Annotated in this window: 26 protein-coding genes and 1 tRNA gene; 13 read left to right on the top strand and 14 right to left on the bottom strand. The window is 69.0% G+C overall.

Going from position 1 to position 26943, the window contains the following annotated elements; all coding sequences use genetic code 11:
• The 6 genes from FF041_RS37645 to FF041_RS37620 all read left to right on the top strand — a co-directional run.
• Positions 1-499, top strand: a 499-nt coding sequence (locus tag FF041_RS37645; RefSeq protein WP_153527308.1) for an EboA domain-containing protein, incomplete at its 5' end; no start/stop codon positions are given.
• A complete protein-coding gene (locus FF041_RS37640) occupies positions 469-1317 on the top strand; it encodes a TatD family hydrolase (RefSeq protein ID WP_153527307.1) in 849 nt (282 codons plus the stop codon). The genes FF041_RS37645 and FF041_RS37640, both read left to right, overlap by 31 nt.
• A 12-nt stretch (positions 1318-1329) precedes the next feature.
• The gene (gene eboE, locus FF041_RS37635) at positions 1330-2511 is read left to right on the top strand and encodes a metabolite traffic protein EboE (RefSeq protein WP_153527305.1); all 1182 of its coding nucleotides are present in this window, start codon (positions 1330-1332) and stop codon (positions 2509-2511) included.
• Complete coding sequence (locus FF041_RS37630; protein WP_153527303.1) at positions 2508-3935, top strand: nucleotide pyrophosphatase/phosphodiesterase family protein; 1428 nt, start codon at positions 2508-2510, stop codon at positions 3933-3935. Before eboE ends, FF041_RS37630 begins: the two co-directional genes overlap by 4 nt.
• A 34-nt stretch (positions 3936-3969) precedes the next feature.
• Positions 3970-5052 carry a sugar phosphate isomerase/epimerase family protein gene (locus tag FF041_RS37625; protein ID WP_153527301.1) on the top strand — a complete coding sequence of 361 codons (1083 nt, stop codon included), beginning with the start codon at positions 3970-3972 and terminating at the stop codon, positions 5050-5052.
• Positions 5053-5943: 891 nt separating this feature from the next.
• Positions 5944-6031, top strand: a tRNA-Leu gene (locus FF041_RS37620).
• 88 nt (positions 6032-6119) lie between these two features.
• Here FF041_RS37620 and FF041_RS37615 read toward each other — a convergent pair.
• The 11 genes from FF041_RS37615 to FF041_RS37570 all read right to left on the bottom strand — a co-directional run bounded on the left by FF041_RS37615 (position 6120) and on the right by FF041_RS37570 (position 14000).
• The gene (locus tag FF041_RS37615; protein ID WP_153527299.1) at positions 6120-6449 is read right to left on the bottom strand and encodes a hypothetical protein; all 330 of its coding nucleotides are present in this window, start codon (positions 6447-6449) and stop codon (positions 6120-6122) included.
• Between the two features lie 184 nt (positions 6450-6633).
• Entirely contained in the window at positions 6634-7488 is an 855-nt protein-coding gene (locus tag FF041_RS37610; RefSeq protein WP_153527297.1) for a hypothetical protein, read from the bottom strand.
• A complete protein-coding gene (locus FF041_RS37605) occupies positions 7469-8341 on the bottom strand; it encodes an aldo/keto reductase (RefSeq protein WP_323393731.1) in 873 nt (290 codons plus the stop codon). Before FF041_RS37605 ends, FF041_RS37610 begins: the two co-directional genes overlap by 20 nt.
• Before the next feature lie 29 nt (positions 8342-8370).
• Entirely contained in the window at positions 8371-9558 is a 1188-nt protein-coding gene (locus FF041_RS37600) for a cupin domain-containing protein (RefSeq protein ID WP_323393730.1), read from the bottom strand.
• A gap of 14 nt (positions 9559-9572) precedes the next feature.
• Positions 9573-9710, bottom strand: a complete 138-nt coding sequence (locus FF041_RS38720; RefSeq protein WP_194292388.1) for a hypothetical protein — start codon at positions 9708-9710, stop codon at positions 9573-9575.
• 72 nt (positions 9711-9782) lie between these two features.
• A complete protein-coding gene (locus FF041_RS40250) occupies positions 9783-9905 on the bottom strand; it encodes a hypothetical protein (RefSeq protein WP_267133272.1) in 123 nt (40 codons plus the stop codon).
• 334 nt (positions 9906-10239) lie between these two features.
• Positions 10240-11073 (bottom strand): helix-turn-helix domain-containing protein, encoded by an 834-nt coding sequence (locus FF041_RS37595; protein ID WP_323393729.1) that lies wholly within the window; start codon positions 11071-11073, stop codon positions 10240-10242.
• A complete protein-coding gene (locus tag FF041_RS37590) occupies positions 11070-11582 on the bottom strand; it encodes a DUF6879 family protein (protein WP_323393728.1) in 513 nt (170 codons plus the stop codon). Before FF041_RS37590 ends, FF041_RS37595 begins: the two co-directional genes overlap by 4 nt.
• Complete coding sequence (locus tag FF041_RS37585; protein ID WP_153527295.1) at positions 11566-11778, bottom strand: hypothetical protein; 213 nt, start codon at positions 11776-11778, stop codon at positions 11566-11568. Before FF041_RS37585 ends, FF041_RS37590 begins: the two co-directional genes overlap by 17 nt.
• Positions 11779-12906: 1128 nt before the next feature.
• Positions 12907-13113, bottom strand: a complete 207-nt coding sequence (locus FF041_RS37575) for a DUF397 domain-containing protein (protein WP_153527291.1) — start codon at positions 13111-13113, stop codon at positions 12907-12909.
• Positions 13110-14000, bottom strand: coding sequence for a helix-turn-helix domain-containing protein (locus FF041_RS37570; RefSeq protein WP_153527289.1), 891 nt, complete (start codon positions 13998-14000; stop codon positions 13110-13112). Before FF041_RS37570 ends, FF041_RS37575 begins: the two co-directional genes overlap by 4 nt.
• Before the next feature lie 1064 nt (positions 14001-15064).
• Here FF041_RS37570 and FF041_RS37565 point away from each other — a divergent pair.
• The 3 genes from FF041_RS37565 (at position 15065) to FF041_RS37555 (ending at position 19280) form a co-directional block, all read left to right on the top strand.
• Positions 15065-15814, top strand: a complete 750-nt coding sequence (locus FF041_RS37565; protein WP_153527287.1) for a nucleotidyltransferase family protein — start codon at positions 15065-15067, stop codon at positions 15812-15814.
• Between the two features lie 22 nt (positions 15815-15836).
• Positions 15837-16661: an STM4013/SEN3800 family hydrolase gene (locus FF041_RS37560; protein WP_153527284.1), complete on the top strand. Its 825-nt coding sequence runs from the start codon at positions 15837-15839 to the stop codon at positions 16659-16661.
• 768 nt (positions 16662-17429) lie between these two features.
• Positions 17430-19280, top strand: coding sequence for a DUF6541 family protein (locus FF041_RS37555; protein WP_153527283.1), 1851 nt, complete (start codon positions 17430-17432; stop codon positions 19278-19280).
• A 121-nt stretch (positions 19281-19401) separates the two neighbouring features.
• On the opposite strand, the gene FF041_RS37550 is transcribed toward FF041_RS37555, so the two are convergent.
• Positions 19402-20112, bottom strand: a complete 711-nt coding sequence (locus tag FF041_RS37550; RefSeq protein WP_153527281.1) for a glycosyltransferase family 2 protein — start codon at positions 20110-20112, stop codon at positions 19402-19404.
• Positions 20096-20509 (bottom strand): DUF2304 domain-containing protein, encoded by a 414-nt coding sequence (locus tag FF041_RS37545; protein ID WP_323393727.1) that lies wholly within the window; start codon positions 20507-20509, stop codon positions 20096-20098. Before FF041_RS37545 ends, FF041_RS37550 begins: the two co-directional genes overlap by 17 nt.
• A gap of 193 nt (positions 20510-20702) precedes the next feature.
• Between FF041_RS37545 and FF041_RS38715 the strand changes: the two genes are divergently transcribed.
• From FF041_RS38715 to FF041_RS37535, 3 genes are all read left to right on the top strand, one after another.
• Complete coding sequence (locus FF041_RS38715) at positions 20703-20858, top strand: hypothetical protein (RefSeq protein ID WP_194292387.1); 156 nt, start codon at positions 20703-20705, stop codon at positions 20856-20858.
• A 2-nt stretch (positions 20859-20860) separates the two neighbouring features.
• Positions 20861-22186, top strand: coding sequence for a glycosyltransferase (locus tag FF041_RS37540; RefSeq protein WP_194292386.1), 1326 nt, complete (start codon positions 20861-20863; stop codon positions 22184-22186).
• 201 nt (positions 22187-22387) lie between these two features.
• Complete coding sequence (locus FF041_RS37535; RefSeq protein ID WP_323393726.1) at positions 22388-23518, top strand: PP2C family protein-serine/threonine phosphatase; 1131 nt, start codon at positions 22388-22390, stop codon at positions 23516-23518.
• 32 nt (positions 23519-23550) lie between these two features.
• Here the strand turns inward: FF041_RS37535 and FF041_RS37530 are convergent, their stop codons facing one another.
• Positions 23551-24279 carry a L,D-transpeptidase family protein gene (locus FF041_RS37530; RefSeq protein WP_153527277.1) on the bottom strand — a complete coding sequence of 243 codons (729 nt, stop codon included), beginning with the start codon at positions 24277-24279 and terminating at the stop codon, positions 23551-23553.
• A gap of 451 nt (positions 24280-24730) precedes the next feature.
• Between FF041_RS37530 and FF041_RS37525 the strand changes: the two genes are divergently transcribed.
• Positions 24731-26943, top strand: a 2213-nt coding sequence (locus tag FF041_RS37525; protein ID WP_228388993.1) for a DUF7507 domain-containing protein, incomplete at its 3' end; no start/stop codon positions are given.

Genomic DNA, 26943 nt, shown 5'->3' with positions numbered 1-26943 from the left:
CTGCGGACACGACAACGCCGACCCCGTACGCACCCTGCTGCTCACCCGAGCCCGCCCCGACGCCCCCACCCTCACCCGCCTCTACCAGCACGGCACCGCCGCCGAACGCCGAGCCCTCCTCCTCGCCCTTCCCCACCTCGACAGCCTCACCCCGCCCACCGCCGCCCTCCCGCTCATCGAAGACGCCCTCCGCACCAACGACACCCGGCTCATCGCCGCCGCGGTCGGCCCCTACGCCGCCCGCCACCTCGACCCCCACTCCTGGCGACACGCCATCCTCAAATGCCTCTTCACCGGCGTACCCACCGACGCCGTCGCAGACCTGGCACACCGCGCCCACGGCGACACCGAACTCGCCCGGATGCTCACCGACTACGCGTCCGAACGCACCGCCGCCGGCCGCGACACACCCCCCGACCTCACCCGCCTGCTGACCCTGACCGGCGAGCCGAACGAGGAGGAGAACCGATGCGCATCTTCGACCCCCACATCCATATGACCTCCCGCACCACCGACGACTACCAGGCCATGTACACCGCCGGAGTCCGCGCCCTCGTCGAACCCTCCTTCTGGCTCGGCCAGCCCCGCACCTCACCCGCCAGCTTCTACGACTACTTCGACTCCCTCCTCGGCTGGGAACCCTTCCGCGCCGCCCAGCACGGCATCGCCCACCACTGCACCATCGCCCTCAACCCCAAAGAGGCCAACGACCCCCGCTGCGCCCCCGTACTCGACGAACTGCCCCGATACCTGGTCAAGGACTCCGTCGTCGCCGTCGGCGAGATCGGCTACGACTCCATGACCCCCGCCGAGGACACCGCGCTCGCCGCCCAGCTCCAGCTCGCCGCCGACCACGGCCTGCCCGCCCTCGTCCACACCCCCCACCGCGACAAGCTCGCGGGGCTGCACCGCACCATCGACGTCATCCGCGAATCCGCCCTCCCCCCGGAACGCGTACTCCTCGACCACCTCAATGAAACGACCGTAGAGCACGCCACTGACAGCGGCTGCTGGCTCGGCTTCTCCATCTACCCCGACACCAAGATGGACGAAGAGCGGATGGTCGCCGTCCTCAAGACCTACGGAACGGAGAAGACCCTCGTCAACTCCGCCGCCGACTGGGGAAAGAGCGACCCGCTCACCACCCGCAAAGTCGCGGACGCCATGCTCGCCGCCGGATTCACCGAGGACGACGTCGACCAGGTCCTGTGGCGCAACCCCGTCGCGTTCTACGGACTCAGCGGCCGGCTCCAGCTCGACACCGCCCCACCCCAAGCCCTCCACGAAGGCAACTCCATCCTCCGCGGCGGGGAATGAGAGGCAGGACGCATGCGCTTCCGTCACCCCGACGGCACCACCGTCCACCTCGCCTACTGCACCAACGTTCACCCCGCCGAAACCCTCGACGGAGTCCTCGCCCAACTCCGCGACCACTGCGAACCCGTACGCAGACGCCTCGGGCGCGACCGCCTCGGCATCGGCCTCTGGCTCGCCGCCCCCGCCGCCCAAGCCCTGACCGCAGACCCCGCCGCACTCCGCGGACTCCGCGCCGAACTCGACCGCCGCGGCCTCGAAGTCGTCACCCTCAACGGCTTCCCCTACCAGGGATTCGGCGCCGAACGCGTCAAATACCGCGTCTACCAACCCGACTGGACGCACCCCGCACGTCTCGCCCACACCACCCACCTCGCCCGGCTGCTCGCCGCCCTGCTGCCCGACGACATCGCCGAAGGCACCATCTCCACCCTCCCGCTCGCCTGGCGCACCCACTTCGACACCACCGCCGCCACCACCGCCGCCACCACCGCCCACACCGCGCTCACCACCCTCGCCGAGCGTCTCGACGCCCTCGAAGACCTCACCGGGAACAGCATCCGCATCGCCCTCGAACCCGAACCCGGCTGCACCGTCGAAACCACCGCCGACGCCATCGAACCGCTCACCGCGATCGGCTCCCACCGCATCGGCGTCTGCGTGGACACCTGCCACCTCGCCACCTCCTTCGAAGACCCCGCCACCGCGCTGGCGGGCCTCGCCGCAGCCCGGATCACCATCCCCAAAGCACAGCTGTCCGCCGCACTGCACGCCGAGGAACCCCACCTTCCGGAAGTGCGCGCCGCACTCGCCGCCTTCGCCGAACCCCGCTTCCTCCACCAGACCCGCACCCGCACCGCGGCCGGGTTGCGCGGCACCGACGACCTCGACGAAGCCCTCACCGGCCACGTGCTGCCCGACGCCGCCCCCTGGCGGTCCCACTTCCACGTACCCCTGCACGCGGCGCCCGCCCCACCACTCACCTCCACCCTCCCCGTCCTCCAGTCCACCCTCACCATGCTTGTCGGCGGCCCCGCCCCCCTCACCCGCCATCTGGAAGTCGAGACCTACACCTGGCAGGCCCTCCCCACCGCGCTGCGACCCCGTAACCGCACCCAGCTCGCGGAGGGCATCGCCGCCGAACTCACCCTGGCCCGCGATCTGCTGGTGGATCTCGGACTCAAGGAGCTGCCATGACCGATCCCGGGGCCCCCTCCCCTCCCCCCTCCCCGCCCACCCCCGCCCCCCGCCCGACCCCCCTCCTCGTCCTCGACGTCGTCGGACTCACCCCCCGGCTCCTCGACCGCATGCCCCGCCTCAAAGCCCTCGCCGCGTCCGGCTCACAGGCCTCTCTCACCACCGTGCTGCCCGCTGTGACCTGTGCCGCCCAGTCCACGTTTCTGACCGGGCTGCTCCCCGCCGAGCACGGCATCGTCGGCAACGGCTGGTACTTCCGCGAGCTCGGCGATGTGCTGCTGTGGCGCCAGCACAACGGCCTGGTCTCCGGCGACAAGCTCTGGGACGCGGCCCGCCGCGCCCACCCCGGCTATACGGTGGCCAATGTCTGCTGGTGGTATGCGATGGGCGCGGACACCGACTTCACCGTCACCCCCCGTCCCGTGTACTACGCGGACGGCCGTAAGGAACCCGACTGCTACACCCGTCCGCCGGCCCTGCATGATGAGCTCACCGACCGGTTCGGCACCTTCCCCCTGTTCCATTTCTGGGGCCCGGGCGCGGACATCGTCTCCTCCCGGTGGATCGTCGATGCGACCCGTCACATCATGCGTACCCGCGACCCCGATCTGACGCTGTGCTACCTCCCTCATCTCGACTACGATCTTCAGCGCTTCGGTCCGGACGACCCGCGTTCCCATCGGGCCGCCGCCGAACTGGACGCCGTCATGGGCCCGCTCCTCGACGACGCCCGACGTGCGGGCCGTACCGTCGTCGCGCTCTCCGAATACGGCATCACCCGGGTCGACCGCCCGGTCGACGTCAACCGCGCGCTGCGCCGCGCCGGGCTGCTGGAGGTCCACACCCAGGACGGCATGGAGTATCTCGACCCGATGGCGTCACGGGCCTTCGCCGTCGCCGATCACCAGCTCGCCCATGTCTATGTCCGCAGGCCCGAGGATCTGGCGGCCACCCGTCAGGCTCTGGAGGGCCTGCCGGGCGTCGAGCGGCTGCTCGACGACGAGGGGAAGAAAGCTCAGGGCCTTGATCACTTCCGCTCCGGCGAGATCGTCGCCATCGCGGAGCCCGACGCCTGGTTCACCTACTACTACTGGCTCGATGACAGCAGGGCCCCCGACTTCGCCCGGCTGGTGGAGATCCACCGCAAGCCCGGCTACGACCCGGTGGAGCTGTTCATGGACCCGGACGATCCCTATGTCCGGGTGAAGGCGGCCACGGCCATCGCCCGCAAGAAGCTCGGCATGCGCTACCGGCTCGCGGTCGTGCCCCTGGACCCCTCGCCTATTCGCGGCAGCCATGGCCGTCCGCCCCCGAGCGATGACGAAGGTCCGCTCATTCTGTGCTCCACCCCCCGTGCTCTGGGCGGCCGTGTCGCGGCCACCGATGTGAAGGCTCTGCTGCTTCGGCTGGCAGGTCTCAACTGAATCACATCCCACCGACAACGAGGAGTTATCCACAATGAGCCGATTCCATGGGGGCAGCGACCCCGAACTCGTCCACAGGCTCAGCAGGCGGGGAATGCTCGGTGTAGCGGCCGGCGCGGGCACCGCGGCGCTGCTGGGCGCCGCGGCGGCACCCGCGGTCGCGGCACCGCTGGACCTCGCCGCCGGGAGCGGGGCGCGGGACACGGCGGCAGATGCGAAGCCGAAGGGCAGAGGCCGTCCCGTACTGCCTCCGGGCCGGTTGGGCATCCAGCTCTACTCACTGCGCGACAAGATCTCCACCCTCGGCTTCGCCGCCGTCTTCGCGGAGCTGGAGCGCCACGGTTACGACGAGATCGAATTCGCGGGTTACACCCAGGGCTCCGCCGGATCCATCACCCTCGCCCGGCTCAGAAGGCTGGCCCGGGACCACGGCCTCACCCCCATCGGCAGCCACGTCGGCTACTACTCCAGCGATCCCGACGCCTACACCTTCGCGCAGAATCTGGAGAAGGTCCTCGACGACGCCGAAGCCCTCGGTCTCCAGCACATAGGCACTCCCGCGCCGCCGTTCCGCTACGGCGCCACGGTCGACGCCTGGAAGCGGGCGGCCGAGGACTTCAATGTCTACGGCGCAGCGGCCCGCGGGCGCGGGATGAAGTTCTACCAGCACAATCACGCCGAGGAGTTCTCCTTCGCGACCGACCGGCCCCATGTCCGTCTCTACGATGTACTGCTCGCCGAGACCGACCCCGAGCTGGTATTTCTGGAGATGGACGTCTACTGGGCGTATGTGGGGCAGCACCGCTTCAGCAAGCGCGTGGACGGCACGCCCGCTCCGTTCGACCCGCTGCGCTATGTGCTGCGGCAGCCGGATCGCTATCCGCTCTTCCACGTGAAGGACGGCGAGCGCGACGAGTCGGCCCGTGACGGCTACCGGATGACGGATGTCGGAGACGGGGACATCGACTACCGGCGCTTCATGTCGGCGGTGGGCAGGACCCATGGCGGACGCCGCGACCACCACTGGCAGGCGGAGCACGACAATCCGGCGGAGTCCTTCACGTTCGCCCGCAAGTCCAGTGCCCATTTGCACGCACTGCGCGAGAAGGACTGCTGACAGCGCCCAGGATCCCGGCCCGGCCGTGGCGGCGGCCGGGGGAGTCGTACGGCGGTACCGGGCGGGGGAGGGAGCGGGACAAAGGGCCCTCGGGGCACGGTGACGCTCCGGAGCGAGCCGTTACCGGGGGTTCGCCACCGGGCACGCGTTCCACAGCTCCGCCCCCGCCGTGATCAGCTCCAGCACCGCCCGCCGCTCGTCCGAGGTCCACTCGCTCGACTCGCCGCCGATGAGCCGGTCGTAGGCGCTGTCTCATTCACGGCTCCCTGTTCGGGCAGCCGGTGGACCTCGTCGAGCCCCCGAGCCGGATCCTCGAAGAAGTTCCACGCCTCCAGGCCGGTGCCGGGCGGGATCCTCCGAAGGCCCGGATCATCCAGCCACCGTTCCACACGGACCAGCTCCAGCACGCCGGCCGCCGGTGATGCCGGCCTCAGCTCCCTCCGGTACGCGTATCCGCCGGCCTGCCGGCCGGTCGCGACACCGGCACCCGTCGGCAGCCGTCACCGGGCAGGGTGAAGACCCGGTCGAGCTCATCACCCCGCCCGCCGATCCACCCCGCTGCGCCTCCGCCCCCGTACCCGATACGTACAGAGGTCCCCGCCGCCATGCCCGGCCCCGGCCGTGAACGCGTCCATCTTTCCGATCTCCGCCATGCCCGCACCCTGGCATGTGCCGCACCACCCGGTGCGGCATTTCCCGGTGGCACTGGAGACCTGAGTGACGTTACGCAGCCATGGGGACGCATACCGTGAAGCCGGGCCCGGGGGCGTCCGCGGGGTGCCCCGATCGATGCCGTCCCACGCCACTGACCACGGCATATGCCGGTGAGAGGCACTTCAAACCCCTGCTATTGTTGTCCATGTCGCCAAGGGAAACCGAAGCGGTCACCTAGTCCGGGTGGCGGAATGGCAGACGCGCTAGCTTGAGGTGCTAGTGCCCTTTATCGGGCGTGGGGGTTCAAGTCCCCCCTCGGACACCAGCAGAGACCCCACTTCACGTGGGGTTTTTCTGTTTCTCCGGCTGTGGCGTGACCAACCACGTGGCCAACAGCCGAACGAATCCCCAGGTCAGACCAGGGATGACAGGCCGATACGGGCAGCGCTGGAAGCGGCCGGCTTCTTCGCCCCTTCGGCGCGACGCCTGCCGTAGCGCGCCATGGTGTGGCCCGGCGAGTGGTGCCGGGCGTTGGCCGAGACCTCTACCGGGTTCTCGTGGTTGTCGAGATCGTTCGTGATCTTGCTTGCCTGCCAGTCGTGCAGCCGGAAGCTCTCCGGCAGATGCAGACGGTTGCGCGCCGTGCGCCAGCGGGCCGACACCTTCTCAGGGTCTTGTGGTCCGCCTGCCTCACCCCGGTACAGCTTGAAGCCGTCACGGGCGAACACGAGGTCATGGTCCACCCAGAGATCCCCGAGCCGTTCCCGCTTCGCTACTTGAGGACGTTCATCAGGGCTTGGTCCACGTAGATGATCGCGTTGGCGTCACCGTCCTCGGTCAGCTTCCGCAGGCGGTAGGCGTTGCCCTCCTCGACCACGGCCCAGCCCAATCGGCGATGGCGCCTGAGACGGGCACACAGGGGCGCGGTCAGGCGCTTACCTCGGAGTGCACCGGAACGGGCGGGCGCACTCCCGTGAGTGCCTCCGCTCGGGCAGCCAGGTGGGGCGCAAGGTCCGGGTACCAGCCACGGGCTACGGCTTGCAGCATCTCGGCCAGGGCCGCGAGTTCCCCGATTCGGCCGGCCGGGGTGTCGAGGGCCGCCGCGAACTCTTTGCGGATGCGGGCGGCCACATCGGGTACGAGCAGGCTATTGGCGTGGAGGAGTCCCGCGTCATAGCCGAAGGGCACCAGGCCCCACCGCTCCCAGTCCAGCAGGCACAGGGGCGCGGCGGTGAGGTTGCCCCAGTGCAGGTCACCGTGACCGGTCACCCGGTCCACCTTGGCGGGGGCCGGGACGCCGAGGAACTGAGGGAAGGCCCGCTCGATCCACCCGTCTCGGACGGTCGTCTTCACGCCTTCCGTCTCAGCGAGCAGGGCAAGGGCATGGCGAAGGTCGGCCCACCACTCGTCGGGCAATCCCGGGTCGTGGTCGAGGTCGGCCCGGTCCGGGGACACCACGGGTTGCGTGAGGTAGTCCAGGACTTCGGCCTCGAAGGCCCAATCCCGGTCGATCCAGTCGTGCACCGCGTACAGGCGGGGGCGGGGGACGCCTTCGGGCACGAGTTGGGAGGCCCCCACCATGCCCTCCCCCTCCCTCCTGCCCGCGTTCCTCTTCGCCGTCCGACCCACCCGCAGCCACCGGTCTCCGGCTCTGCGTCCGAGGGTCACGCCGAGGAAGCCCCATGCCGGCGGACCCGTACAGGTGAGGCCCAGGGCCTTGGCCGCCCGGTCGTGGGCGGCCTCCATCAGGGTCTGTACCTCCTTATCCAGAGGCGAGTTCATCCGTCACCCTCCTGAGTTCCTGGGCGGTCAGAGGCGCAGCCAGCGCCTTGGCCGCATCGTCCCAGTGCTCGCGGGTACTCGCGGACGTGAGGACGACATCGAGGCCGGGGCACGAGCCGGCGGCCAGCAGGGCGGCGGCGGCAGCCGACAGGCCGGGGCGGATGAGGTTCACCAGTTCGGGTGTCATGGCATCAAGGAGTTCGCCCCCGTGCAGGGGAGCGGAACCGAACGTGATCAGCCCCGCGTCCTCTGCCCGCACCAGCGGTCCGCCGCCGTTCAGGGCCTGTCTGATCGGGGCGTCCGTGATCAGACTGACAGGCATCTGCACGCCGGTGAAGTGGTGCTCGGAGGAACCGGCGGCTTGCCGGGCGAGCAGGACCAGTTCGGGCACGCTGAACGTCCCCGAGGCCAGTCCGGACCAGGTGGCGACGCCGTACCCGCCGATCCTGCCCGCCTGGGCGAACTCTTCCAGCGCGATGAAGGCTTCCCGCACTCGGTCGTGCGCGGCGGCACGGCCAAGGCCGTGCCTGTCGTGCTCCGGGTTGTGCACGAAGACCAGGTCCACGCGCCCGAGCACGGCCAACGAGCGCTCCGTCTGCCAGCGGACGAAGCCCCGTTCAAGGCTGTGTCCCTCGGCCGCCGCCTCCCGGGTGAGCACTCCCTCAGCCACGGCGGTACGGCCCTGTTCCTCTGTGAAGAACCCCGCCTTCGTGGTCACCCGACCGGTCGGATACTCCCGGAGAACCGGGCCCAGCTCCTCATGCGCCCGACCACGGGCGTAGTGGGGGGCCGTGTCCACCCAGGGGCTACCTGCGGCCAGAGCGGTGCGTGCCGCCTGGCGGACGGCGCGCACACGGTATGTCCCCAAGGAAAGCGCGGCGGTCACAGCACGGTCCCCACGACTGCGGCGGCATGGCCGTCGATGAGGACGGAGACCAGTTCGGCCACGTCTTCGACCTTCAGCCCTGCGGAGTCGGCCATCGCGCCGAGGGTGGTCGGCTGGTTGGTCAGCAGCGCGCCCAGCGCGGGCGCGGCGGACTCGGCGAAGTCCCAGGCAGTACCAGCTGCCGCGAAGGTCACCGTTCCCTGTTCGCGGTCCATCGTCAGACGGCCCCTCGGAGCAGTGAGCTTGACTGTGATGTCCTGCTGAGCGGGGAGCCCGTCCACATAAGGCAGGGACGGAATCGCGTGGCCCAGGTCGGTCGTGTCGATCGACTCGGCCCATCGCTCCACGAGGCGGGGGTCCGCCATCATGTCCGCCACCTCGTGGCGCACGGCGTCGATGAAGTCCGACTGTTCCACCGGCGAGCCGAAGCGCGGGATGTCCTTGCGCAGCGCGAGGGATGCCCGAAGCTGATCGACAACCCAGAGCATCAGGTCCGCGCCCGTGTGCGGCACCGTGCCGAACGTGAGGTGAAGGGATTCGGTCCCCTGATCTGCCGTGACCGCGTGCCACCAGCCGCGCGGCAGGTAGAGCACGTCTCCCGGGGACAGCACGAGGTCCGCCACCGGGTCGCCCACCGGTTCCTCCGGAGGCTCCACGTCCCGGAAGGTGGGTGCCTCACGGGTCATCCCCCACAGCCGCCACCGCTTCGAGCCGTGCAACTGAACCACGATCACGTCGTGGTCATCCCAGTGCCGGCCAAACCCCTCCTGCTCCGTCCACGAGGCGTACGCGTTGGCCTGAACGGGGGTCCCCAGGAAGCGTTCCAGCTCCTCGGCGGCCATGCCTACGGACGGGTGGATCTTCTCCACCGCATCGAGAACCAGCGACGCCCCGTCTTTGAGCTGGGCGTGGAAGTCGGACGGTTGGATACGGGACCAGGTGACCGCTCGGCGGTTCGTGGTCGGGATCGCATAGCGGTGGAGCGGCACCATCTCGCCGTCGATCGACAGGCGGAGCCGGGGCGGCTCCAGCCGCTGCGTGGCGATGATCCGGTTGAGGTCGTCCCAGGAGAACAGGCCCGCCGTGTCGGCGGCACCGGGGAAGTGCGCGTAGGAGCGGTGGTACGTCCGGGCGAGGAACATGTCCCCGCCCAGACGCCCCGCCCACGAGGCTGTGTCAAGCACCGTGGGCGCTCCCGTCAGTCGTTGCCGTCGGAACGGCCGCTGGTGTTGTCCGACTCCTGCTCGGTGCGGGTGCGCGCGGCCACGATCTTCCGCTTCGCGATGAGCAGGCCACCCCCTTCGGGGGCTACCGAACCGACGTTCTCCTCCATCATCGGACTACCTCTCTTCTCGGGAACTCCCGCCGGGAATCCGGCAGGCAGCAAAGGGGACAGCGGCGAGCATGGCTACTGGACCGCAAAGGCTCCGGCGAGAACCAGGACCAGGCCGCCGAGGATCATCGCCAGGTAGAGCGGCCCTGCGTACCGGCCGAAGCGGCGCAGCACCCACCGCCCCAAGCCGGACGTCACACGGTCCTCAGCGGCGACGGACCGACCCGTGCACCGAGGGCACCCACACGGCGGGTACTTCGTGGGCGAACCCAGGATCACCGCGTTGTGCGGGTTCACCGCCACTGTGCGCGCCGGGCCGTACGTCCGGCCGCCGTCGTACGACACCCGCAGAGTCATGCGCCCGGTCATCACGAGCGCACACATTCATCAGGGCCGAACACCCATCGGCGCTCCGCCTTCTGTCCCACGCTGTAGCGCGCCCACTCTTCGATGTGCTCGGTCGCTGCCATGAGGAAAATAATGAACCCGAACAACGGAGATTGGGCAGTTCTTTCCCGTCATGGACTAAAGATCATGAACGGCAGGTGGTGGACCACTCCGCCAACAACGCTCGCGCTTCGTCCCCGAACAAGGCGTAGCCCTCCAGCGTGGAGAACAGTTCCAGGTGCATATCAATATCTCTTGGATCTCTCAGGATCACGACACCGGTGGTGTTTTCCACGGTAGCCAAGGTGTTGTCATAGACGGTGAAGGTGTCCATCGGGGCCATGGGCTTGTGTCCCGTGATGGGGATGACGCCGAGCTTCACATTCGTCAGGTGGGTGAGTGATGCCAGTCGGTCGATCTGCATCGCCATCGCAGCCGGAGGAAGGAGCGGCCACCTCACCGCCTGCTCAGTGAGGATGAAGGTGAACCGCTTTCTCGTGTCGTAAAGAACCTCCTGCCGCTCCAGCTTCCTCGCGATCGTTTTGGTGACATCCGCCGGAGAGTGGGCAAGGCTGGCCCGGATGTACTCAGGGGTGGACAGGAGTCCGGTAATCATCGAGAGCAGGAAGAAGCGGAACTCCGTGGACGAGGATTCAAGTCCGGCGAGTTCGGTCTGCTTCTTCTCCAGGCCCCTGCGCCGGAGCGAGCGCAGGTCCTGCCACTCCGTGTTGGCCAGCCTCGCGAGGGTGATGACCTCCTCGATGACCTCGGGTGGAGCCATGACAGCCCGGAGGATTCTTTCCAGATCCAGCAGACTCGGCTGAATTTTCCCATTCTCGATCCGACTGATCTTCGATTGGGACATGTTGCAACGCCGAGCGAGCCGGTCCCCAGTGAGGCCGGCTCGCTTGCGTAGTTCTTTCAGCAGGGCCGCCAGTTCCTGTTTCGGCTGCCCGAGCTGTTCAGGGTCGATCGTCACCCGTTCACATACTCCAGGAACGGAACGGATTCAGCTACGGCAACGCGCTTCCACTGCCGGTACAGATCGGGATCGCCTTCGTGCAGTTCCCGACCGATCTGCGTCCCGTCCGCCCGGTAGTTCATCAGTACCACCGTGGACTCGTCGAACATCCAGAAGTCCTGATCCGGAAGCCCCGGGTTCTCCCGGCCAGTGAGGTCGAGGATGCGGATATCCTCGCCTGCCTTCACGTGGTGCCGGTAGTAGTACTCGAACTCGAACCGGAGATAGTCCGAGAGCGGACGGGTCACGATGTGTACCCTGCCGACGCTCTTTCCCTCTGATTTCCACTGCCGAACCTCGTCCATCCAGGCCGACGTGTAGTCGTCAGGGGAATTCTCCCCGGAAAGGAAGCGCTTCAGCTTCTCCGCTTCCTGGGGCATGGTGTAAACGGGCAGCGTCTCCAGCCGCCACGCCTCACGCTCCATGGAATCAAAGCAGTCGTTCCACGCATCACCATCCAAGAGCACGGACGGCCTCCCTCAGAACGTGCTCGGGAATCTTCACCAGTGCCTCACCCGCCGGAGGCTGGAACGCGGCGCACTGGTCGCCCTGGACGACGATCCCGCCATCCGTCTCGTCGCGGTAGACGTTCGGGCAGTCCTTCTCTCCGCACTCCCCGTTGCCCGTGCCGGTGAGTCGGGTGAGCGCCCCGCGTTCAGACATGCCAAACCCCCTCGCTCCGGCCCTGTTCGGGCCGACTGACCACGACGTTAGGGGGGCACCGGCGATGCGTCTATGCGTACTCGCGACTATGCCCGTTGTCGCATAAACCCGTACGGTGAGAGGGCGCGACCACGGTGGACCCGGCGGGTCGGTCACATGACCAACGGGTGACCAACAGAGCCCGGAGACATCCGGAAACAGAAGGAAAAGAGCGGAAGCGGCGGGTGCCCGATCCCGGCATGGGACGGGTGTTTTCGCAGGTCAGAGCGGCTAGGGCTGGTGCCCGAAGGGAGAGTTCAAGTCCCCCCTCGGACACCAGCAGAGACCCCAGTTCACCTGGGGTTTTTTGCATTTCCAGGGTCTACGTGACCCGCAGCCCAGAAAGTTCTCTGCTCAGACCAGGGGTGACAGGCCGAGTCGGCCCGCGCCGGAGGCGGCCAGACGGCGCGCTCCGTCCTTACGTGAGTGGCCGTACCGGGCCATGGTGTAGCCGGGCGAGTGGTGCCGTGCGTTCGCGGAAACCTCGACGGGGTTCTCCCCTGCCTCCAGATCGTTCGTGACCTTGCTGTGCCGCCAGTCGTGAATCCGGAAATCCTCCGGGTGCTTGAGCCGGTTCCGCAGGGTGCGCCATCGGGCGGAGACCTTCTCGGGGTCCTGGGGACCACCCGACTCTCCCCGGTACAGCTTGAAGCCGTCTCGGGGAACACGAGGTCATGATCCAGGTAGCCCCGAGTCGTTCCCTCTCGGCGTCCTGCCGTTGCTTCTGCCACTTCAGAACGTACGCGGGAGCGGCAGCCCATGAGGTCAGGGCCCTGCCCGAATCGCGGTCACCGCGGAGCGGAACGGGAAGACGGGACGACCCGCGACCGTCTTCACCCTCAGCGAGAACAGTTCCCGTCACCCAGAACCCCAGTCGGCCAGCGCGGAGCGTGACGAGAACCGCGCGACCGTCGTTCGCATGGACGCCTACCGGCCCGAGCCCATCCCAGCCCCGGCACTGGTGCTGAACCGCAAACAGTCCACTCCGGCAGTTGACGGCAACCCGTTCCTTGCGCTGCTCTAACCAACCAAACGGCCCCGACCGGGATCACCCGGTCGGGGCCGTTCTGCGTTTCATAGGTTCGGAACCTACGCGCCGGGGAGCGCCCCGCCCTTGACTGCGCCGACGAACGACGACCAGGCTGAGGTGTCCACGGTGACGGCCGGTCCCTCCGTCACCTTGCTGTCCCTCATGGCTACCGCGCGGGGGGCGAGGCGCACCTCTACGCAGTTACCGTTTCCGTTGCTGTAACTCGACTTCAGCCACTGTGCGCTGTTCGGATCTTTCCTGTTCATGGCTCCCTATAGCTCCCTGCCGCCTCGGAGATCAGGCGTCGTGACGCCTGCTCGTCGAGCGCTGCATCCCAGATTCCGGCGAATGCAGTCTCGTACTGATCTACTTCCCTCGGCTTGTCCAGGTACAAGCCGCCTGTGTATCCGTCCGCGTAGACCGTTGGCGGTTCCGTCGCGACTCCGTCGCCGTTCACGGGGAACCGCAGGATGACGAACGGTCCGCTGACGACACCCAGGTGGGCCCCGGCTGCGAACGGCACGATTCTGATGGCGATGTTCGGCAGTTCGGACACGTACACGAGGTGTGCGAGCTGCGCAGCCATGACAGCGCGTCCGCCCACGGGGCGGCGCAGCACGGTTTCCGCCAGGGCCACGCGCAGTTCGGGCGGGTCCGTCACACGGGTGACGAGTGCTTGCCGATCGATGCGGAGCTGAACGCGCCCGTCAAGGTCGTCATCGCTCATCTCCGGGTAGTGGGTCCTGGTGATCTCGCGGGCGTATCCGTCGGTCTGGAGCAGGCCAGGTACGACATCGCTCTCATACGAGTACAGGCTTGTGGCGGCTTCTTCCAGCCCGACGTAGACATCGAACCCCTCAGGGATCAGGTCGCCGTACGCGTGCCACCAGCCACGGGCCTTGGTTTCCTTCGCAAGGCCCATTAGAGTCTTGGTCAGGTCCGGAGCGGCACCGTAGACGACGCACATAGCCTGAACGTCGAGGGCGCGCAAGGGCGTCTGCCCCGTCTCGATCCGCCACATCTTCGCTTCGGACCACTCCAGCTTCACCGCCGCCGCGCGGACGGTCAGCCGGGCTCGGTTGCGAAGTTCCTTCAGGTGCCGCCCCAGTTGTCGGCGCGGGACTGTTGACCCTGTTGTCGGCCCCTCTGCCATCTCCACTCCTTCTTCTGGCCTCAGTATGACGGACTTCCAACCCTCACGATGAGAGTGCTCTGACGCTCACCCCGAACCACAGGTCGTTAGTTCGACTCCCTAATGGCGGGACATCGCTGTGAAGTCTTGCATGGCAATGTCTCGCCATGCAGTCTGGAAATCCAGACGCGGGACAGCATCATCGATGCCGATGGGGTTAGTTGACGTGTCATCAGCTATCGCGGGGGCGTAGGGGGTGTTTGGTAATGAGCGACAGCGAACCCGTGAGCGCTCTCGCGCTCCGGATTCCGGAACTTGAGCCGGTTCCCATGGATGGGTGCTGTGTCTGTACTGCGGCCTCTCGTCAGCGTGAGTCCGCGCGGGCACTGGGTAGCGACGTGACCGTCCGGAACTGTGACGACGTCATCAGGCAGCACCCCCACCGTCGAGCCACGGACGGGAAGGGGGTGCGGGGATGGACAACCTGCTGAGGTTTCCTCCGTGCGAGTGCCCCGACCCCGAGTGCCCGGAGCGCGCCCCGCGCGCGCCTGCGGAATCCGGCGAGCCTCCGCAGGACAGCCCGGTGCTCGCCGAACTCCGCGCCGCCGATGAAGGGGAGGGTGGATGAAAATAGTTCAAAACTATGCAACGGCCGCATTCTTGGCTCTTGCGTACGCGGGTGTGATCGGACTGCTGATCACGGTCGCGAGACACAGTCTCTGATGTCTCCGCCCCCTTGAATGCCCGGCCAACCTTTGCCCCGGGGCTACCAAGAGGGGCGGCGACAGGGTCCCGTCCGGCTGGGACCAGGACAGCGACAGCCGGGCGGACCCGCCCCATGAACGCCGCTCTCGCGTGAGAGCGTCCCCCCGACGCTGGAGGATCGCGCGGGAGCGGTAACCCCCTGGTCGATCGTCGGTCGTGAGGCCAGGGGAAGAGGAAGCTGGCCCCTGTTCCCGTTCCCTGGCCCCGGTCGTCCGTTCCCCCGCGCGACCGGGGCCGTTTCCCGGTAAAGCAAGTCTCCCGCTGGAAGGATGCGCCCGACGGGTGCCGGAAGGGCCCCGCGGACCGAAGGAAGACGGGACATGACCACAACCCTGGTGACCCAAGCTCTGATCCTGGCGGGTGGCCAGGCGACCCGTATGCGGCCCTACACCGACGACGCACCCAAGGCCATGGTCCCGGTGGCCGGTGCGCCGATCGTCGGCTACCAGCTCGCTTGGCTCGCGGAGCACGGAGTGAAGTCCGTGACCATCAGCGGTGGCTACAAGCACGAGATGATCTCGGACTACGTGGGAGACGGCTCACGCTTCGGTGTAGAGGTCCGGTACGCGATTGAGGACGAGCCGCTGGGCCGGGGCGGAGGGCTCAAGTTCGCAGCCGGCCGTTTGGCCGCCCCTGACGCCCCATTCTTCGTGCTCAACGGCGACGTGATCACTACCTTCTCGCTCACCGATCTGTCCGAGTACCACCAGCGGCGCGGAGGAGCTGTCACAGTCGCGCTGTCGCCGTACCGCTCCAACTGGGGCGTCGCCGACCTGGACGACGGCGACCGCGTCCGGGGATTCGTCCAGTCGCCGGAACTCCCGTACTGGATCAACGCCGGAATCTACGTCTTCAATCCCGACGTGGTCCAGCTGCTCCCCGACAAGGGGGACCACGAGGACAGCACCTTCCCGGAACTGGCCAGCGACGGACGACTCATCGGCTACCGGCTCTCCGGCTACTGGCGCGGCATCGACACCGTCAAGGACGTGGTCGAGGCATCCAGGGAAATCCGCGTCTCCGGGGGGCTGCTGCCCCGGGAGTTCCGCACCACAGATCCGAACATCTGAGGAACGGGCCAGCATCGGCCCGATGACCGAAGGGACGGCATCCGTGATCAACGCAAACAAAGTAATCGGAAGCCACAACGTCCTGTTCGTCACCTTCGACTCACTGCGCTACGACGTGGCGCGGGCAACCACGCACGCTGGCCGCACCCCGAATCTGGAAGAGGTACTGCCCAACGGATTATGGGAGGAACGGCGCACGCAGGGGTCCTTCACCCTCCCGGCCCATGTGTCGTTCTTCTCCGGCTTCCTGCCTGTCCCGTCCGGCCCGAACCGTCCCGGACGCCTCCTCGCCTGCTACGCCGTGCGAGGGACCACGATCACCGATCGAACCTTCGTGTTCGACGCGCCCGACATCGTGACCGGCCTGTCCGGCCTCGGATACCGAACCGTCTGCATCGGCGGGGTGGGGTTCTTCTCGAACCGGACCAAGCTGGGCCGGGTCCTGCCCGGCCTCTTCCAGGAAAGCCACTGGAGCCCGGAGACCGGAACCGACAACCCCGAATCCACCCGCCACCAAGTCGATATCGCTCTCAAAGTCATCGGAGGGCAGAAAGCGAACCAGCCGCTGTTCCTGTTCCTCAACGTCTCCGCTACGCACACCCCCCACCACGTCTACCTCCCCGGGGAAACGGCGGACTCATGGGAGAGCCAGTGCGCCGCCCTGGCGTACACGGACACGGAGCTGGGCCGTCTCTTCCACGCCATGCCCGGCGCAGGACCCTGGCTTGTGATCCTGTGCGCGGACCACGGCGACGCGTTCGGGGAAGACGGACACCACGGCCACGGCATCGCCCACCCCTGCGTGTGGAGCGTCCCCTACGCCGAAGCCCTCATGCGTGCCGAGTAGCTGCGACGGCCCGTGCTGGGCAGGTGGGTCACATGACCCGCGCGTGACCCGCAGCGGTCAGAAACGGGCCGAAACGGGGGGTACGCATGACCCAACCGGGCCGTCGAAAATCGACTCTATAAGGCATGTTTCCGCAGGTCAGAGGAGTTAAGGGCTGGTGCCCGAAGGGAGAGTTCAAGTCCCCCCTCGGACACCAGCGGAAACCCCGGTCGATCCGGGGTTTCTCTGTTTATCGGGCTGTGCCGTGACCAGCCACGTGACCCATAGCCGAGCGAATCTCCTGGTCAGGGCAGGGGCGGCAGGCCGATCCGGCTGGCGCTGGAAGCGGTCGGCTTCTTCGCTCCCTCAGCGCGGCGCCTGCCGTACCGCGCCATGGTGTAGCCCGGCGAGTGGCGCCGGGCGTTGGCCGACACCTCTACGGGGTTCTCGTGGGCGTCCAGATCATTCGTGATCTTCGATGCCCGCCGGTCGTGCAGTCGGAAGTCCTCCGGCAGGTGCGGACGGTCGCGGGCGGTCCGTCAGCGGGCGGATGCCTGCTCGGGGGATCGAACGGAGCGGGAACGACGCCGGCGTGAAGCCGCTGACCGCTGAGAGCGTCGCATCGCAACCGACCATTGACGCCCCGGCAGCCGCGTGCCCGGGTGAGGGGGCGCCGGGGCGGAGGCCGGTCCCAGCCGTGCCGTTGCACTCCCGCTGCCAGGGTGGCGGACCCGTGACTGTCAGCGAGCCGTCCCGGCAGTCCGCCGCTCCGGCGGCATGGTGGGCTGCATGCTCCTGATTCCGGCGCTGGTCATCGGCGCGCTGATCCTGTACCTGCCGGGCCTGCTGATGCTGCGCGGCTGCGCGCGGACCTCGTGGTGGACGGCGGTGGCCCTGGCTCCGCCGGTCTCCGTGGGCTTCACGGCGTTCACGGCGCTGACACCCGGCGCTGTGGGCGGCTTCACCCTGATGACCTGGTCGGTGTGGGTCGCGCTGCTCGCAGCGGCCGTTCTCGTCACCGGATTCCGCCGCACAAAAGGCCCAGGTCCGGCGGGCTTCCAGAGGGGCGTGCTCATCGGCGCGGCAGCGGCGGTGGCGCTGGCCGCCTGGATCTGGTGGCCGGCCCTGTCCGGCGTACCGCAGAGCTACGACTTCAACTGGCACGGCTATGTGGTGGCCGCCGTCCGCAACCTCCAGTCCGGCACGCCCTGGGAGCTGGTGCCGCTGGACCCGCTCATCCCCGGGCTGCGCCAGTACTACCCGATCGGGATGCACAACGTGATGGCGCTCGCGGCGACCGGTCCCCTCTCGGTCGTACCGGCGGTCAACGCCGTCCAGTTCCTGCTCGCGGCGCTGGCCGCCCCGCTGGGGGTCATCGCCCTGGTACGGGTGGTTCTGCCCGGCCTGCCGTTCGCGGCACCGCTCGCCGCGTGCCTGGTCGTCCTCGCGCCCGGCTTCGCCCCGAAACTCGTCGCCGTCCCGTCGTACGCGGCCGGTCTGGCCCTGACCCCGGCCGTGATCGCGCTGATCCTGCGCACCCGGCGGCAGGGCTGGCGGTGGTCCGGCTGCGCGGTCTCGGCGATCGCGGTGACGGGCCTGTTCGCCACCCACCCGGCGGCGGCCGTGTGCGCGGGCGTAGCGGCGGGCGCGGCGATCCTGGAGGGGCTGATCCGCGACCGGCCGCCGACTGCGGTCGCGCTGCGGGTCGCGGGCTTCGCCGCGCTCACCGCCGTATCCGTGCTGCCCTGGGCCCTGTCCGGGCTGAACAGCGCCTTCCGGACCGTCGGCACCAGCCGGCCCGCGTACACCGATGTCCCCGGAGCGCTCGCCGATCTGGCGCTGCTCGACTGGCGTCAGCGCGGCTCGGGTCTGCTCGCCGCCGCCCTGCTCACGACCGCGCTCGGCTGGGCGGGCCTGGTCTGGCTGGCGGTGCGGGCACGGACCGGGTGGCCGCTGGTCACGGCCCTGGTCTTCGGCGCGCTGTTCACCGTGGCCGCCGGGACCGCGTCCCCGTACCGGGACACCCTGGTCGGGCTCTGGTACGCGGACTGGTACCGACTGCTGCCCATGGTCGTACTCCTGGTGGCCCTGGGCGCCGGCGCGGCGGCCGGAGCCGCCGTACGTCTGCTCTCCCTGCCCGATGTGCGGCCCAACCAGGGTCTCGCCGCGCTGCTCGTCGTCGTCTGGGCGCTGGTGTCCACGGTCAGCTGGTACAACACCCAGAGCCCGGCCGCCCGCGCCTATGTGGCGGGCTCCCGCCGCCCGACCCTGGTGACGGAGGGCGAGGTGGCCGCGTTCGGCTGGCTGGGCCGGCACGTCGGCCCCCGGGAGCGGGTGCTCAACGACTGGGTTCAGGGCACCGAGTGGATGTACGCGACGCACGGCGTGGTGCCGTTCCAGCCGTACGCGTACACGACCTGGGCCGAGCGCCCGCGCAATCAACTGCTCCGGGATCTGGGGCGGCTGGGTGAGGACGCGAGTGTGCTGCGCCGTCTGAAGGAGTACCGGATCCGCTATGTCATCGTCAGCGCCTCCCGGCTGCCGAGCCCGCAGAACCTGGTGCTGCCGCCGGACGGCCGCGGTCTGACCCGGGTCTTCGCCTCGGGCGACACGGCCGTCTACCGCGTCCACGGCACCTGAGCGGCACCACGGGTCCATGCCTCGCCGCGTACGGTCTCAAAGCCGGTGCGAAGCAGGCCCCTGACCGCCGCTGGTCGGGGCCTGCGGGGCACGGGGGACGCCGGAGTACGAGAGGTGGGGGTCAGCGACGGATGAGTGCGAGGAGTACGGCCAGAAGCACGCGCACGAGATACAGACAGGCGCGCAGGGGCCGCTGGCTCGGCCGCCCGCCCGCGCGGGTGCGCATCGCGACGGGAACCTGGCGGACCCGGAAGCCGCGCCGGGCGGCCATGGCGAGGGTCTCGACGGTGTCGCCGAGATATTCGACCGGGTACTGCACCGCGAACACCTCCACCAGGGGCCGGGACGCGGCCCGCATCCCGGAGGTGACATCGGTCAGCCGGGTGCCGCTCAGCCAGGAGAGCACCGTGCCGAGCACCACCATCGCCCAGCGTCTCGGCCCCGCGACGGCATAGTCGCCCTCACCGGCGAACCGCGCGCCGATCACCAGATCCGCACCCGCGTCCAGCCGGTCGAGCAGGGCGTGTGCGTAGCGGGGATCGTGCTGGCCGTCGGCGTCGATCTGGACGACGGCGTGGTAGTCCCGCGCCGCCGCGTAGCGGTAGCCGAGCCGTATGGCCCCGCCGACACCGAGGTTGTACGGGAGGGACGCGACGAGCGCCCCGGCCGCGCGGGCACGGGCGGCGGTGGCGTCGGTGGAGCCGTCGTCCACGACGAGGACGTCGGCCGCGGGCAGCGCGGTGCGGATCTCCCCCACGACGGCGCGGATGCAGTCGGCCTCGTTCAGGGCGGGCACGACGACCAGGACCGGCCGCTCAACCGTCGTGACCATGGCGGCCGTCCGGGCTGGGGACCAGTACAACGGGACCTGAAGGCAGGGGTGATGTGCTCTGGTCGCCGGTTTCGCGCTCCAGCCTGATGAGAGCGATCTCCTCGGAGAGGATGCGCGTCTTGTCGTCCAGACGGCTCGCCTCCCAGGTCAGATGCATACAGATGGAGAGCAGGAAGACGACGCTCAGGAACAGCACCAGGCTGATGCCGCTCCTGACGCCGAGAAGGCCGGCGACCAGGTCGGGGCCGCTGGGGTAGAGGGAGAGCGCCACGACGAACGCGGCGGTGACGAGCCAGAGAGCCGCGTACTTCTCGCGCAGCCGACGGCGTCGCAGCAGCTCGGTCAGGCCGGTCAGGATCGCCAGGCCCGTGGAGGCGGTGAGAAGAACCAGTCGCACGGCTGGGGACGCTACCTCCTGACGAAACGTCAGCCGGAGGTTCCGTGCGTGTCTCCCCGTACGGGGGCGATGAACTGGCCCGGTCGGAGTACGACAAGCGGCAAATCGCATCAATCACCGACGTTGCCGGGTCGCTATGTCACGATATGCCGCGCCTGCCGATCGTCGGCGGTGAAACAGACTGGAGACAAACATGTACGGCAATCACCTCGCGGCGACGGGGTCGGGCGCGCTCGTCATCGGCTCCGTGGTCCTGCCCTGGTGGCTGGTCGCCCTGCTGTTCGCCAGCGTCGGCACCGGCCTTGTCCTCACCCGGGTACCCGTCCGCCGCGTGCCCGGCCGGGGCTGAGGATGAACTGGCTCCCCCCGGCCACCGCGATGGCGGCGGCTCTCGCTCTCGTCCTCCACCTCGACGGCAGCGGTCTGAGCCTCTACGGCTTCGCGGTCTTCGCCCTGCTGAGCGCCAAGCTGGTCGCGTCCCTGCTCCACCGCCCCACGGCCGCCACCGATGAGCAGCGGGCTGCGGCGCGGAAGCTGAACGTCACCGCCGTCGTCACGGTCTACAACGAGGACCCCGTCACCTTCGCCCGCTGCCTCGACTCCCTGCTCCGGCAGACCAGACCGCCCCAGCACCTGGTGATCGTGGACGACTGCTCAACCGACCCGCGCGCCCTGGAGCACGCCCGCACTCCCGCCGTGAGCGAGGCGTTCGCCCGCGCCGGAATCGACTACGAGGTCATCGCCTTCACCGCCAACCGCGGCAAGCGGCAAGCCCTCGCAGCGGCTTTCCGCGCCCACCCCGAGGCGGATGTCTACCTCGGCATCGATTCCGACACCGTCCTCGGCGCAACCGCCATCTCCGAAGGCACCGTCCCCTTCCTCTCCCCGGACGTCAACGCCGTCACCGGCCTCGTCGGCGCCCTCAACGCCCGCACCAACCTGCTCACCCGCCTCATCGACCTGCGCTACGCCAACTCTTTCCTCTACGAGCGCGCCGCCTACTCCCTGCTCGGCTCGGTGCTCTGCTGCTGCGGCTCCCTCGCCTTCTACCGGGCCCGCGTGATCCGGGAGAACCTCGACGACTTCCTCAGCCAGCAGTTCCTCGGCCGCACCGCGACCTTCGGCGACGACCGCCGCCTGACCAACTACTGCCTCCAGAACGGCCGCGTCCTCCTCCAGCCCACCGCTACGGCCTGGACCCTCGTCCCGGAGACCCTCGGCCACTACCTGCGCCAGCAGATCCGCTGGAACAAATCCTTCGTCCGCGAATCCCTCTGGGCGGTCAAGAGCACCCCCACCCGGAAACCCGCCTTCTGGCTCTCCCTCCTCGAACTCACCTCATGGATCACCTTCACCACCCTGCTGCTCATCGCCCTCGCGCTCACACCCCTCCACGCCGACGCCCACATCCTGGTGCTCTACCTGGTCTACGCCATGCTCGTCGGCTACGCCCGCTCCGTCCGCTACCTCCAGACCGACCACCCGGGCGGCATGCCCTTCATCGAACGCCTGGGCACCTTCCTCCTCGCCCCCCTCTACGCGCTGCTGCACCTCTCCCTCCTCCTGTGGGTACGCCTCTACTCACTGGCCACCCTCAAGGACAACGGATGGGGAACCCGAGAGACCGTGGAAGTCGCCCTGACATCGTCACCACCCGAGGTGGGGCGGGCCGCCTGAGACCGACTCGGATGAGCGCTGAGGGCGACCCCCGGGCATCGGGCGTCTGCGATGAACGCCGCGGAGAGCCCATCACGGAGTATGCCCGGCGCGCATGGCCGAAAGGCGAGCAGTAGTGTTCCCGCCGCACCCGGCCGGGCACCCCGTACTCCCCGCGGCGGTCCGCCGAGCGGCCGGGCCCGTTGCTGATCTGGAGGTCCTGTGCCCCGTACTCGTCCCGAGCGCTCGGTCCGAGCCGCCGAAGGCGTCGGTGCCCCGAGCACCGGCGGGCTGCTGGTCGGTGTGATCGCGGTGACGCTCGTCGTGCTGGCCCTCGGGACCCTGGCCAACTCGGTGGTGTGGCTCATCGGGTTCATGGTGTTCCTCCCGGGAACGGCTGCGGCGCTGTGCACCGTGCGTCAAACGCTGTTCGTCTGCGCATGGACCACGCTCACCGTCGCGGTTGTCGCGTTCCTGTGGGTCGACGCCGCCGCACCGCTGCTCGACCGCGGGCTGGTGCTGGCGCTCACCGGATGCCTGGGCGCGGCATCGGTCTACGCCTGCCGCCGGCGCGTCCGGAAGGAGAACGAGGTGCTGCGGCTGCGCTCCGTGGCCGCAGCCATGCAGCGGCAGATCCTGCGCTCGCTCCCGCTCCGTACCGCTGACGTGCTGGTCGACGGCGTCTACGAGCCCTTGCAGGAGGACCGGCTCGTGGGCGGTGACGTCTACGACGTCGTCGAGTCTCCCTGGGGGACCCGCGTGCTCATCGGCGACGTGCAGGGCAAGGGGCTGGCCGCCGTCGGCGCCGCGTTCGCCGTCATCGGCGCCTTCCGTGCGGCGGCCCGTCGGGAGTCCACGCTCACCGCGGTCGTGGACTCCCTGGAAGCCTCCGTCAACTGGCACAACCTCTGCGCCGAACAGGCGGGCGACGAGGAGCGGTTCGTCACCGCCCTCGTCGTAGGCATCGACGGGCACGGCGAGGCGCAGGCCGTCAACTGCGGACACGTTCCTCCTCAGCTGGTGCACGCCGGTTCCGTGACCACCCTGCCGCTCGACTCCGGCGTCCCCCTCGGGCTCGCCGCCCTCACCGACGAGTCCGTGACTGTCGACGCGTTTCCGTTCCCGGCCGACGCGACGCTCTTGCTGAGCACCGACGGCCTCATGGAGACGCGTGCGGCCGACGGCGCCTTCTACCCCATCGACGAAGACCTCGCGAGGCGTGCGCACCTCGACCCCGCGGACCTGCCGCGGGCCCTGTACGACGACGCCTGTGCGTTCGCGGGGACGGGCGGTCAGCAGGACGACATCGCCGTGCTGACCGTCCGCCGCGCACCGCGACATCGCGCGCGGTGAGTCCACCGACAGCCCGTGGAGCCGACGGCCTCTCACGGACCGCGGGTCCCCCAGACGTGGACGGCGTCGTCGAGTCGCAGCCCTCGCCACAGGCGTCTGGCGTCCTCGTAGCGGAGGTTGACGCAGCCGTGCGAGCCGGGCTCCTCCCAGATGTCGCGGTAGCTCGCGTGCAGCGCCTGGCCGCCGTCGAAGAACTGGCTGAAGGGCATGGGGCCCTCGTACAGCTCCGACCACTGTTTCTCGACCCGTTCATAGATCCGGTGCACGCCGGTGCGGGTGGCGTAGCCGGGCTTCCCTGACCTGATGGGGACCGGGCCGTAGGCCACCTGGGTGCCATCCCAGACCCACAGCAGTTGCCGGTTCAGGTCGACGCAGACGGCGAGACGTGCGCCGTGCGGGCATCCGGTGAGGCTCATGGGGTCGGCGCGGGCCTTCTCGTACTGCACGATCCGCCAGGTTTCGGGGCCGGCGTAGCCGTTCGCGGCCTCCATGCCGTTGCGGGACTGGAGGGTGCGGATCGCCGCGCAGTCGCCGGCCGACTGGACGCCGTCCGGGGTGACGCCGAGATGGCGTTCGACCGCCGTCTGGTACGGGCCTGTGGCCGCCGAGCAGTCGGGCGTGCGGCCGGCCGCGACGGCCGGGCCGGCGGCCAGGCCGAAGGTCGTGAACAGCGCGGTGAGGAGGACGAGTGCGGTGCGGCGACCGGTCGACCGGCGCCGGGGGCGGGGGCGGTGGAGGCGGCGGGTGGATATGGAACGCATCGGTGATGGGCCTTCCCTGGACCAGAGCGGAAGAGTCGGTTCCACAATGCGGCTCCGGGTGCGGTGATGCGTGCGGACACTTCCGTGTGTCGGGCGGGGGCGAGCGCCGGTATGGCGCCGGCAACGGAAGCGGGCCCCCGGCCGGGTGCTCGACCGCGCACATGTGACCCGGGCGGCCCAGTCCAGGTGGCCGCCCGGGGTCACCGCCCGCCTCGCAGGCACGGGGGAACGTCACTGGTCGCGTTGGGCCGCTGGGGCGACCTGGATGAGGACGGCGGGTTCCGCCCCGTCTCCGTTCCCGCGGCGTCGCTGCTCCAAGCGGCGGATCGTACCAGCGCTCCCCGGGTGACACTCGGCCCGGTGACCTCCGACCGTTCACAAGATCACGTGCTGGGTGCGGTACTGCTGTGCCCTGGGGGCTACAGATCTGATGAACGGAGTGCATGTCGACATGCGTGGTTCACCCGGCAGACGGCGCCGCCTCGGCGCTCTCGTCTCCACGGGCCTCGTCCTCGGGGCCCAGATGGTGGCCCTCGGGGCCGCCCTCCCACTTGCGGACCGCGCCCTTGCCGCGCCCGGCTCGCCCGGCCTTCCGCAGGGGCCGCCCGTCGCCTACGCCGAGAACTTCGAGAACGGCACCGGACAGACCCCTATCCTGCTGAGCGCCTACACCGGCGCGCCGCCGGTGAACGCCAAGTACACCGCGGCGCCGGCCTGGATCGACGCGGCCCACTGCAACGGGATCATCCTGGACCAGTCGGGTGCGAACAACGCCGCCTGCCAGAGCCAGAGCGCCACCGCGATGGCGGAGCTGAAGTTCATGGCGAACGTCCTGGGGCAGGTGGAGGGCGCGGCGACGCCGCAGAACAACCACGCGGTCTCCGCCTACACGGACGGCGCCAACCCGGGTGCGAACAAGGTCGAGTTCCAGACCATCAACCCGATCCCGCTCGTCACCTCGAACCGCTTCATCACCTTCTCGGTCGATGCCGCCGCGGTGAACTGCAACGTTTCCGCGCCGCTGCTGAACTTCTTCCTCACGGGGTCGGGTCCGGACATCCCGGCCAACAACCAGGCTATCAACCCCTGCACGGACCCGCGCTCCAGCACGTACAACGTGGGTCCGCGACCCATCCAGGCCGGGTCCTTCGCGTCCGACTCGTCAGTGCTGGTCACCGGCTCGGCCGTCGGCATCAAGATGACCAACGCCAACGGAAGCGGTCTGGGCAACGACCACGCGTACGACAACATCCGGATCCTGGACGTCACCCCGCAGCTCGACAAGGCGTTCAACCCGGCCTCGATCCCCCAGGGCGGCACCTCCACCCTGACGTTCACCGTCACCAACACCTCCGAGCTGGCGGAGAAGAACGGCTTCGCCTTCTCCGACGCGCTACCGGCCGGGGTGGTGGTGGCCGCCGTCCCGAACGCCTCCACGACCTGCGGCTCCGCCTCCCTGACGACGGTGCCCGGCACCGGAGTGGTCGGGCTGACCGGTGGTGACCTCGCCGCCGGCGTGTCGTCCTGCACCTTCTCGGTCGACGTCACCTCCAACACCACGGGCACCTATGTGAACCAGCCCGCCAATGTGACCGTCACAGGTGTCGACCCGCCGGGACCGGCGACGCTGATCGTCACCGTCCCCGGCTCGCCGACGATCGCCAAGTCGGCGGACACGGGCACCTTCCAGGCAGGCCAGACGATCACGTACTCCTTCGTGGTCACCAACACGGCCAGCACCCAGCTCAGCGGTATCGCGGTCACCGACAACGGCCCCGGCAGCCCGGCGGTCAGCTGCCCCTCGACCACGCTCGCGGCGGGCGCGTCGATGATGTGTACCGCGATGTACACGGCCACCGCCGCCGACGCCACGACCGGGACCATCAGCGACACCGCCACGGTCAACGGCACGGTCAACGGCAACCCGGTGAGCGGGAGCAGCAACCAGGTGGTCGTGCCGCTGCGCTCCCTGACCGTCACCAAGTCCGCCGACACGACGCAGTTCAGCGCGGCCGGCCAGACGATCAACTACACCTTCAAGGTGACCAACAACGGCCAGGTGCCCCTCACCAACATCCAGGTGACGGACAACGGTCCCGGCAGCCCGACGGTGACCTGCCCCGGCGGTCCGCTCGACCCGGGTGAGACCGTCAACTGCACCGCCAGCTACACGACCACGGCGGCGGACGTCACCGCGGGCAGCATCACGGACTCGGCGGATGCCGTGGGCACCGCCCCCGACAGCGAACTGGCCAGGGCCACCAGCAACACGGTCCGCATCCCCTTCGTAGCCATCGAAGTCGACCTCGGCATCGTGAAGACGGGTCCGGCGTCGGTGGGTCCCGGTGGTCAGATCACCTACACCCTCACCGTCACCAACCACGGTCCGGACGACTCCACCGGCTACACGGTCAGTGACACCCTTCCGGCCGGGCTCAGTGGCGCGGCCACGAGTACGCCCGGCTGCTCCATCAGTGCGGGTGTTCTGACCTGTACGGGGAGCGCGCTGGCCAATGGGGTCAGCACCACGATCCAGGTGACGGGCACGGCTGCGGCGGGTGCGACGAGCCTGGTCAACACCGCTACCGTCACCGGGGACGACGACGACCCCAACCCGAACAACAACACCAGCACCACGACAACCACGGTCACGCCGATCGAAGC

Origin of the sequence: Streptomyces jumonjinensis (genome assembly GCF_009600885.1) — a bacterium.
Lineage (GTDB): Bacteria > Actinomycetota > Actinomycetes > Streptomycetales > Streptomycetaceae > Streptomyces > Streptomyces jumonjinensis.
This window is presented reverse-complemented; position numbering and strand designations above follow the sequence as displayed.